Source organism: Novosphingobium acidiphilum DSM 19966, from assembly GCF_000429005.1.
GTDB lineage: Bacteria > Pseudomonadota > Alphaproteobacteria > Sphingomonadales > Sphingomonadaceae > Novosphingobium > Novosphingobium acidiphilum.
Genome location: NZ_AUBA01000005.1, coordinates 246,722 through 256,819 on the forward strand (window position 1 = coordinate 246,722; position 10,098 = coordinate 256,819).

General features: G+C 63.4%; 7 protein-coding genes. 3 read left to right on the forward strand and 4 right to left on the reverse strand.

Annotation, left to right across the window (positions count from 1 at the left end):
• Positions 1-59: 59 nt before the first annotated feature.
• The gene (locus G404_RS0106590) at positions 60-2,645 is read right to left on the reverse strand and encodes a TonB-dependent receptor plug domain-containing protein (protein WP_036520595.1); all 2,586 of its coding nucleotides are present in this window, start codon (positions 2,643-2,645) and stop codon (positions 60-62) included.
• A gap of 322 nt (positions 2,646-2,967) precedes the next feature.
• Entirely contained in the window at positions 2,968-3,726 is a 759-nt protein-coding gene (locus tag G404_RS0106600) for a hypothetical protein (RefSeq protein WP_028640377.1), read from the reverse strand.
• Positions 3,727-3,819: 93 nt separating this feature from the next.
• Between G404_RS0106600 and G404_RS0106605 the strand changes: the two genes are divergently transcribed.
• Entirely contained in the window at positions 3,820-5,151 is a 1,332-nt protein-coding gene (locus G404_RS0106605; protein WP_028640378.1) for an amidohydrolase, read from the forward strand.
• Here G404_RS0106605 and G404_RS0106610 read toward each other — a convergent pair.
• A complete protein-coding gene (locus G404_RS0106610; protein WP_036520597.1) occupies positions 5,148-6,827 on the reverse strand; it encodes an FMN-binding glutamate synthase family protein in 1,680 nt (559 codons plus the stop codon). The two genes, G404_RS0106605 and G404_RS0106610, sit on opposite strands and share 4 nt — an antisense overlap.
• 256 nt (positions 6,828-7,083) lie before the next feature.
• Between G404_RS0106610 and G404_RS0106615 the strand changes: the two genes are divergently transcribed.
• Together G404_RS0106615 and G404_RS18345 are read left to right on the forward strand one after the other, a co-directional pair.
• Positions 7,084-7,623, forward strand: coding sequence for a heme NO-binding domain-containing protein (locus G404_RS0106615; RefSeq protein WP_028640380.1), 540 nt, complete (start codon positions 7,084-7,086; stop codon positions 7,621-7,623).
• A complete protein-coding gene (locus G404_RS18345; RefSeq protein ID WP_084601094.1) occupies positions 7,620-9,743 on the forward strand; it encodes a putative bifunctional diguanylate cyclase/phosphodiesterase in 2,124 nt (707 codons plus the stop codon). Before G404_RS0106615 ends, G404_RS18345 begins: the two co-directional genes overlap by 4 nt.
• Positions 9,744-9,771: 28 nt before the next feature.
• Here G404_RS18345 and G404_RS0106625 read toward each other — a convergent pair.
• Positions 9,772-10,098: FAD-binding protein (locus G404_RS0106625; RefSeq protein WP_028640381.1), on the reverse strand; the 327-nt coding region annotated here is incomplete at its 5' end.

A 10,098-nucleotide genomic window follows, 5' to 3' on the forward strand; every position in this document is an offset into this window, starting at 1 on the left:
CGTCCGCCAGCCCCGCAGGGCCAGCGGACGTGCGCCTTGTCACCATCAGACATTCATTCTCAGAACGTGAAGGTGGCCTTGGCGTAATAGTAGCCACCGTTGATACCCCATGGGGTGATCGACGACGGCGCATTGTAGACATTCCCGCTCAGCGGACGGGTAAGCCCCGGTGCCAGCGGCAGCGTGGGCGCCTGTTTGTTGAACGCATTGTTGGCGCCGATATCAAAGCGGATCGCAGGCGTTACCTTGTAACCGATATCGATGTCGGTGATCGCGGTCGCGCCGATCGCGAACAGCGCCGAGTTGGGGCCCTCACCCGAACCGCTCGGGCTGTCGTGCTGGCTGGTCGCGCCGTACAGCGTTTCGCGCAAATTGATCGACAGCGGCCCATGCGTGTACAACGCATCGGCAATCACTTTGACCCGCGGTGTCGCCGTGGTCAGGCCGTCGATGGCATTCTGGTCCAGCAGCGACGTCTGCGCGACAAACGGGCTGGTGGTGCCGGGATTGTAGACCGCAGCCGGCAGACCGACGATATTGGTCAGGTCGGTCTTGTTGTAGTTGAACCCCAGGCTCCAGTCGACTTTGCCGGCTTCGCCAAAGTCGCTGGCATAGTTGGCAGTCGCTTCGATGCCGCGCGTGCGGGTATCGGCGCCGTTGCTGAAGATGTTGATCCCCGAATAGCTGGTTGCATCGGCAAGCGAGACCTTGCGCGATGTCAGCGCGTTGAGGATCGCCTGCGACACGATGTTGGCCGGGATCGGATTGCCATTGGCGTCATACGGCGAACCGCCGGACGACCCGAACAAAGCGCCCGATGCAACGATGCGGTGCGTGATCTTGATCTGATAGGCATCGACCGTAATCTGCAACTTGGGCGCCGGGTGCGCGACAAAGCCGAACGACAGGTTGGTCGACCGTTCCGGCTTCAGCTTGGGAAAGCCAAGCAGCTGCGCCGCATCGGAGTTCGGCGGCAACTGGCCAAAGGTCGAGCCGGGGCCGACATTGACCGACGAATAGTATTCTTCTGCCAGGGTCGGGGCGCGGAAACCGTTCGATACGGTGCCGCGAATACCGAACGCCGGCGAAAAATCGTACCGCGCGTTGAACTTGCCGGTGGCGACGCCGCCAAAGTCGGAGAAGTGTTCATAGCGTCCCGCCGCATCGACATGCAGACCGGTCACCGGATCGATGGCAAGGTCGATATACCCGGCATACCCGGTGCGGCTGTACGAACCGGCATCGGTGGGCGCAAAGCCCGGGTAGGACTGCGCGCCGCCATACGCATACGACGCGTATTCACCCTGGCCGATCGAATAGCCATCCTTGCGCCATTCACCGCCCAGCGCCAGCGTGATCGGCTTGGCCAGGCCGGCATCGAACTGGCGCGTGATGTCGAGATTGCCGACCCATTCGTTGTTGACCAGCTGCCCGTCATAAAAATTGCGCTGCAGATCGGTCAGCACCGTTGGCGTGGCGGCCTGCAATTGCGCAAACAGCGCCGGGTTGGCCGAATTGAGCGTCGACAGGCCGACCGAGTCGCGACCATACGTCAGCGACAGGTCATAGTGCCACTTGGACACGTCGCCCTTGATACCGGTGGTCAGCGAAAAATCTTCTTCGCGAATGCTTTCCAGCGGCTGGAAACCTTCGGGCAGCGGATAGTTGACGGTTTCGCTGCCCTGCGGAATGCCCTGTACTTTGGTGGGAACGCGATAGTTTTCATAGGATTTGGCAAAACGGTTGCCGTAGCTGCCAAACGCATACAGCTGCGCGCTGTCACCCAGATCGTACCCGGCGTTGAACGCCAGGTTGTAAAGCGAATACCGCGCATCGCCGTTGATGGTGTTGACGTTGGGATATTTGGGATTGAGTTGCACCCCGGCCACATCGACCGGGTTGTCCGACGCTTTCAACGTGCCATCAGGGTTGAACAGGCGGCGGTCGTAATTGCCGTGCTGGGTAAAATTGTGAAACTTGTATTCGCCGGTAACGTTGAAGAAACCCTTTTCGCCCAGCTTGAAACCGAAATTGGCGCTGGCTCCGGCGGTTTCGCCGCCGTGCTGGTAATCGCTGCCGCCGGTCACCGCAATCGAGCCGCCATGGTCGGCGTTCTTGGTGATGATGTTGATCACGCCCGCGATCGCGTCAGAACCGTATTGCGCAGCGGCGCCGTCGGTCAGGATTTCGATATGGCCGATTTCAGCGGTCGGAACGAACGACAGGTCGACGGCCGCGCTGCCCGAATAGGGGCTGCCGCCAAGCACGGCGAGGTTGGACGTGGTGTGGCGACGCTTGCCATTGATCAGCACCAGCGTGTCGTTGGGGCTGATCCCGCGCAGCGCGGCAGTCAATGTCAGGTTGGCGGTGTCACCGCCAAATGACTGGAAGTTGAGCGATGGCAGCGACTGCGCCAGAACCTGTGTCAGATCCTGTTGCCCGACGTTGGCAATCGATGATGCGCCGATCAATTCGATCGGGGCAGAGCTGTCGGCAGCGCGGGTGCCGGTGGTGCGCGTTCCGGTGACGATGATGTCGGGCGCCACCGCAGGGGTCTCTGCAGCGGGTGCCGGTGCCTCGGCAGCATAGGCGCCGACCGGCGCGACAAGCGCAAGCGCCGTTGTCGTGAACAGAAATGTCTTCATTGCAATGTCCCTCATTGGTTCTTTTGTGGCCCCAAACCGAACCGGATCGCGGGATGTTTATAAAAGCCGCTGATCAGTTCTGATCGCTACGCCCGCTGTGCTGGCGCGGACTATACGGCTATCGGCGTATAGACTTGGGTTGCGGTCGAGATCTGCCCGACCGATCATGAGTTTTCGGCCGTTTGCGGTGGTGCGTGCCCGCAACAAGGGTGGAAAATATGCATCACACCACGCCGAAAATGCGCCGCACAATGGTTTGCAACGACGCAATCGGTGCGAATCTGGCGGATATTTTTGCCGCACACCGGCGGCCGCGAACCGATCAACCGGTGTGAAGGCCCCACACGGGATCACCACAGGCCGTGCGTTCGGCCACATCGTACCAGCGCCACCCCAACACGCCGGTGTGGATAACCAGGCACACGCGGTCGCCCGGCGCAGAACGGCGAAACAGCCCCGATGGCGCGACGAAATCGGTGATGCCAAGGTCGGGCGCGTTGGCGAACACGAAATAGGGGGTATGCGATTTTCCGCCCGACACCCATTTGCGCGCAATCGTCACGCCATGCGCATCGGCCGGCCGCGATGGGCCGCCGGCATTGATCAGGGTCAGTGCGGACCAGCCGAGCAAGGCCCCGGCAATCAGCACGCCCAGCCAATTGCCGGCGCGCACATTGCGCACCACGTCGGGCCGCGCCGCCTGTGCGCTGGCATCGGCCATCGTTGCCAGCATGGCAAATCCCACCGCGCTGCCCACCGCCCAGCTGACAGGGCCGCGCCAATCGATCATGTGCCATTGCAGCACAGTGCCCAGGAACAGGACGACCGGCAGCGCAAACGTGCCCAAAACAACGGTGTGGCCTTTTGGCCCATTCAGCAGGTAGGCGCCGTTGCCGAACAACACCATGACCAGCAGCACCCAGGGGGCAAGTGTCAGCAGCGCCAGGATGGCCGGATGCACCAGGGGCGCAAACAGCTGCAACCCGGCCACAACCAGCATGACCGCGCACACCGCCTGCACGACGATGTCGCGAATATTCTGTGTCCTGTCAGCGCCCCGCACCGGTGTATCAACGACCATCGCTTGCCCGCCCCGGCTATCCATTGACGACCCGTCGCCAACCTGTGCACGATGCTGTGCCCAACCCACCCCATACACGCGGATTATTGCCCGATGCCTAAGATGCTGTTGCTGGCCGCTGCTTGTGCCATTGCCCTGCCTGTCAGCGCCCTGCCCGTTGCGGCCGCGGCGGCCGAGACCGGTGCGATCGATGCCGTGATCGATCGCAACTGGGACGAACTCGACGCACTGTACCGTGATCTGCACAGCCATCCCGAACTGGGTTTTCAGGAAAACCGCACCGCCGCAATCCTGGCCGCGCGCATGCGCAAGCTGGGGTTCGAGGTCACCGAACATGTCGGCAGGACCGGGATCGTCGCGGTGCTGCACAATGGCGCCGGCCCGGTGGTGATGGTGCGCACCGAACTTGATGGCCTGCCGATGGAGGAAAAGACCGGACTGGCCTATGCCAGCCGCGCCACCGCCACGCGCGAAGACGGCACCACGACGTTCGTTGCGCATTCGTGCGGGCACGACAATCACATGGCGGCATGGCTTGGCACGGCCCAGGCGCTGGTCGCGCTGAAACAGCGCTGGCATGGCACGCTGGTGTTCGTGGGACAGCCCGCCGAGGAAGAAGTGTCGGGGGCCAAGGCGATGCTGTCCGATGGGCTGTTCACGCGTTTTCCCAAGCCCGATTTCGGCTTTGCCGCGCATGTCGATCCCTCGCCTGCGGGCACGGTGCATGTCAAACAGGGCGCAACGACATCGGCGGTCGACACCATCCTGATCACATTCAGGGGCGTCGGTTCACACGGATCGATGCCCGACAAGGGGATCGACCCGATTGTCGAGGCGGCGCATTTCGTGACCGACGTGCAAAGCGTGATCGCGCGCGAAAAGGACCCGTTCAAATTCGGCGTTGTCACGATCGGATCGTTCCACGCGGGATCGGTATCGAATATCATCTCCGACCATGCCGATCTGCAACTGACCTTGCGCAGCTATGATCCCGATGTGCGCAAGGTGATCAATGCCGGCGTCGAACGCACCGCGCGCGCCGCGGCCGAAATGGCGCGCGCCCCTGCCCCCGACATCAGCCACAGCTTCACGTCAAACCCGGTGATCAACGATCCGGCGCTGGCCGCGGCCACGGCCGCGCGGCTGAAATCGGCACTGGGCGATGACCGGGTGATCCTGGTGCCCGAAACCGGCGCAGGCTGGACCGCAAGCGAGGATTATTCCGAATTCGTTGGCGCAGGAATGCCGCATTCGGTCTATTTTGCCATCGGCGGCTATCCCCAGGCCACGATCGACCGCTTCAAGGCTGAGGGCAAACCGCTGCCGGTGAACCATTCACCGCTGTTCGCGCCCGACCACACCAGCGCGATCCGCACCGCGATCGATGTGCTGACGCTGGCCGTGCTGGGGGTAACCGGCGCCTAGACCAGGCTCAGGCGGTCTTCATCGACCCTGCGAAAGGTATCGGCGCTGGCGGCATTCCACCATCGCGCCAGCATTGCGTTGTCGGTGCCGTCAACCAGTTCGCCGGTGCGCGCAAACGGATAGATTTCGTCGAACTGGCGCATTTCGGCAACGTTGATGCGTTGACGCAAGTGATAGGGGCGCAGGTCCGACGGACTGTCGAGCCCGGTGGCCACGATGATCTCGTGCAGTGCCTTGATCGTCGCGCCGTGAAACCGCGCCACGCGCTGCGCCTTGTCCTCGACCACCAGGCCGCGCTGCCGGGCGGGCGATTGCGTGGCAATGCCGGTGGGGCACAGGCCGGTGTGACATTTGAGCGACTGGATACAGCCGATCGAAAACATGAACGCGCGTGCCGCATTGCTCCAGTCCGCGCCCAGCGCGGCATTGATCGCAACGCCCGCGCCCGAGGTGACCTTGCCGCTCGCGCCCAGCCGCACCTCGGCTTTCAGCCCGGCGCCGACCAGCGCATTGCGCGCAATCATCAGCCCTTCGCGCAAGGGCATGCCGACCCGGTCGGACAGTTCTTCGGGTGCCGCGCCGGTCCCGCCCTCGCCCCCGTCGATCACGATGAAATCCAGCCGGATCCCGGTCTTGAGCATGGCCTTGGACAGCGCAAAGACCTCGTGCGGATTGCCCACGCACAGCTTCAGACCAATCGGTTTGCCACCCGACAGTTCGCGCAGGCGCGCGGCAAATTCCATCAGCTCCACCGGCGTGGAAAATGCGCTGTGGCGCGCGGGCGACACACAATCCTGGCCCAGCGGCACACCGCGCGTTGCGGCAATCTCGGGGGTAACCTTGGCCGCCGGCAGGACCCCGCCATGGCCCGGCTTGGCCCCCTGGCTCAGCTTGATCTCGATCATCTTGACCGCAGGGTTTGCGGCATGGTCGGCAAATTGTGCCGGGTCGAAATGGCCCTTTGCGTCGCGACAGCCGAAATAGCCCGAGGCCACCTGCCACACGACATCGCCGCCGTGCTTGAGGTGATAGGGCGACATCGATCCTTCGCCGGTGTCGTGGTAGCACCCGGCCAGCTTTGCGCCCAGGTTCAGCGCTTCGATCGCGCGCCCCCCCAGCGCCCCGAAGCTCATCGCCGAAACATTCAACCGCGATGCCGAATAGGGCTGAACGCACTGGCTTGATCCGACCATGACCCGCATCGCCGCATCGGCCTCGGGATTGGGCAGCATCGAATGCGCCAGCCATTCATATTCGCCAGAGTAGACGTCCAGCTCGGTTCCGAAGGGATGCGCATCGGCATTGCCGTGCGCGCGGGCATAGACCAGATCGCGCTCTTCATGGCTGAACGGCCGGCCATCAAGATCGCCCTCCACCAGATAGGATCGCGAAAACGGCCGCAAACTTTCGAAAAACCAGCGTGCCCGGGCTGCGCCCGGAAAATTGCGCCGCAGGCTGTGCTCGGTCTGGGTCAGGTCGATCACCGACAGGATCAGCAGGCCTGCCGCCGCCGCCACAAGCACCAGCCAGGCACCCGATCCGGTCAGCGCCAAGCCCAGCACGGCAATGGCCGCGATCATCACCGCCACCCAGATCACCGCATTGCGCCGCAAGGGGTTGTCGCGCAGCAATCCCGCAAACAGACTGCCTGAATTCCCACCCGCCCTGTTGCGCATGCCTGTCTCCGAAATGCGATCCATCGTGTCTTTGCGGCCCCCTGCCTCGGCGTTGCCGCGCAGGTTGTAAAGACCCGCTTATGCAGCGGGCATCCATATCGTGCGCCACGACAAAGTGCGACTTCCCAAAACATGGTTAAACCATCGCCACGCGCTCGTCCGCAGTGATGCGCGGCCATGTGTTAAGGCGCCTGCGACCTTGGCGGTGGCAGTGCAGCGCATGCCCACATCCGCCGGGCCAAGGGACCAAGCCGCGATGAAAGTCATCATTTTCAATCTTCTCGAAGAAGTCGTGACAGGCGCCCACGGGGAACATGCCTGGGCCGACATGATCGAGGTGTCAGGGGTCAGCGGGGTCTATACCTCGCTGGGATCCTACCCCGATGCCGAAGTCCTGGCGCTGGTCGATACGGCGGCAACGCTGCTGGGACAATCCCATGCCGATGTGCTGCGCGGGTTCGGGCGCAGCGCGATGCCGCTGCTGGCCGCGCGCTATGCCCACATGTTCACCCCGCACCGCGATGCCCGCAGCTTTGTCGGCAGCGTCAACACGATCATCCATCCCGAAGTGCGCAAGCTTTATTCGGGCGCGGCGTGCCCGCATTTTCACGTCACCGACCACGAGGATGGCGCGCTGATCATCGGCTATCAATCGCCGCGGCATTTGTGCGCGCTGGCCGAAGGGTTTGTGCTGGGCGCATCGGACCAGTTTGGCGAGAGCGTGATGGTGGACCATCTGACCTGCATGATGGACGGTCAGCCGCTGTGCCGTCTGGCGGTGCGCTGGCTGCCATGAACATGCTGCCATTTCCGGTGCCCCCGGCGGACAAAGTCCAACTCGAACGGCTGGAACGCCAGTTGCTCCGCGAACGCAAGGCGCGCCACGCCGCCGAGGCAATCGCCGAAAACGGCTTGCGCGAACTGTATGAAAGCAAACGCTTTCTTGCCCTGCTGCAGCGTATCACCGAACGCGCCAACCACGCCGAAACACTGACCGAGGCGATGGCGTTTGCGCTGGGCGAAATCTGCGCGGAAATGGGCTGGGATTTTGGCAATGCCTATCTAGTACGTTCGATGCAGGAGGCCGTGGCCTGCGACTGCTGGCACGTGGCCAATCCCGAACACCTGATGGCCTTTGTCGAAGTATCGCGCGACATCAGCTTTGCCCGCGGGGTCGGCTTGCCCGGCCGGGTGATCACCCAACCCCGCGCCCACTGGGTCAACGACGTGCGCACCGACGATAATTTTATCAGGCGCGAGGCGGCGATCAATTGTCGTGTGGTTGCAGGCTGCGCGTTTCCGATCATGGCGGGCAGCGAAGTGGTTGCGGTTTACGAATTCTATGCGCGCAAAACGATCGAAGCCAGCGAAGTGGTGGTCGAAACCATTGCCCAGATCGGTATCCAGTTGGGCCGTGTTGCCGAACGCGAGCACGCGCGCGAGGCGCTGTTGCGCGATGCACTGCACGATCCGCTGACCACGCTGCCCAACCGCGTCCTGCTGAACGAACGCGCCAGCAGTGCCTTTGCGCGCCTGCCGCCAAAGGGCAAGGGCCTCGCCGTGCTGGTCATCGATCTCGACGGGTTCAAGGGCGTCAACGACAAATTGGGCCACCATGCCGGGGATTGCCTGCTGGTGGCAACGGCGGCGCGCTTGCGCGATGCGATCGACGATTGTGTCGGCGGGGAAAGCGTATGGCGCCCGTCGTCGGTCCGCCCCAAGGGCGCCGACCGCGCGCTGCGGACGCGTGCCACGCTCGCGCGCACCGGGGGCGACGAATTCGTGGTGCTGCTCGAAAACGTGACCGATGACCGGCTGCCCGAGGTGATCGCCGACGCGCTGCAGGCCGAACTGGCCCTGCCGTTTTCGATCGGACGGGATGAAGTGGCGATCGGCGCATCGATCGGCATCGCCCGCAGCAATGCATCGTACCACGACTATGATGAAATTCAGCGCGACGCTGATCTCGCCATGTACGAGGCCAAGGCGGGTGGTCGTGGCAAGACCGTGACGTTCACGCCATTGCTGGGTTCGGCGGTGCGCGATCGCATGGCGGTGGAACGCGATCTGCGCGAGGCGATCCGCGAAGACCAGTTCGTGCTGCATTTCCAGGCGATCCTCGATCTGTCTGCGGGCACGGTCGAAGGATACGAGGCGCTGGTGCGGTGGAACCATCCGGAACGCGGCCTGGTCGCCCCGGGGGATTTCATCCCCACGGCCGAGGCCACCGGACTGATCATCTTCATCGGCGACTGGGTGCTGCGCGAGGCCTGCCGGGCGATTGCGCGGCTGCATGCACAACTGGCGCTTGGCACCGCACCCGATGCCGGAATGCCGTGGGTGGCGGTCAATATCGCGCCGCAACAGTTCCTGCAGCCCGACTTCATCCCCTATCTGCGCAGCGTCATCATGGAAACCGGGGTTCCGGCGCAGTGCCTGAAGCTGGAAGTGACCGAAGGCGTTGCCGTGCTCGATGCCGAACGCACGCGGCGGGTGCTGGAACAATGCCGCGAAATCGGCATTCGCGTCGGCCTGGACGATTTCGGCACCGGTTATTCGTCGCTGTCGTATCTCCATTCACTGCCGTTCGACACGATCAAGATCGATCGTGCCTTTGTCGCCGCGATGGATCAGCCGAAAAGCCGCAAGATCGTGCGCACCATTCTTGACCTGGCGGCCAATCTTGAACTGACCGTTGTTGCCGAAGGCATCGAAACCGCCGACCAGCAGGCCGCGCTGACCGCGATGGGTTGCGGTATGGGTCAGGGGTTCTTGTTGAGCCTGCCGCTGGAGGAAATCGCCGCTTTCGACCTGCTGGCCGAGGGATCACCCTATGCCCGCGGCCGTGCCGCACGCCGCAGGTCGGGCGCGCAATCGTTCAAGCCCCGATTGCGCCCCATTCATTCGGGCCTGTAATCCTCCCCCGTTGCGGGGGAGGATGGGGTTACAGCTTGGCGGTGAGTTCGGGCACCGCGGTGAACAGGTCGGCGACGAGGCCGAGGTCGGCGACCTGGAAGATCGGCGCATCTTCGTCCTTGTTGATCGCGATGATGGTCTTGCTGTCCTTCATCCCCGCCAGATGCTGGATCGCGCCCGAGATGCCGACCGCGACATAGATTTCGGGCGCAACGATCTTGCCCGTCTGGCCCACCTGGTAATCGTTGGGCACATAGCCCGCATCGACCGCCGCACGGCTGGCGCCGATCGCCGCGCCCAGCTTGTCGGCCAAAGGCGTGATCGTTGCGGCAAACGTGCCGGCATCCTTCAGCGC

Bases quoted from the DNA above. Each gene is read 5' to 3' on its own strand.
- G404_RS0106600 (WP_028640377.1), bottom strand. From the start codon at position 3,726: ATGGTCGTTGATACACCGGTGCGGGGCGCTGACAGGACACAGAATATT.
- G404_RS18345 (WP_084601094.1), top strand. From the start codon at position 7,620: ATGAACATGCTGCCATTTCCGGTGCCCCCGGCGGACAAAGTCCAACTC.
- G404_RS0106590 (WP_036520595.1), bottom strand. From the start codon at position 2,645: ATGAAGACATTTCTGTTCACGACAACGGCGCTTGCGCTTGTCGCGCCG.
- G404_RS0106605 (WP_028640378.1), top strand. From the start codon at position 3,820: ATGCCTAAGATGCTGTTGCTGGCCGCTGCTTGTGCCATTGCCCTGCCT.
- G404_RS0106610 (WP_036520597.1), bottom strand. From the start codon at position 6,827: ATGCGCAACAGGGCGGGTGGGAATTCAGGCAGTCTGTTTGCGGGATTG.
- G404_RS0106615 (WP_028640380.1), top strand. From the start codon at position 7,084: ATGAAAGTCATCATTTTCAATCTTCTCGAAGAAGTCGTGACAGGCGCC.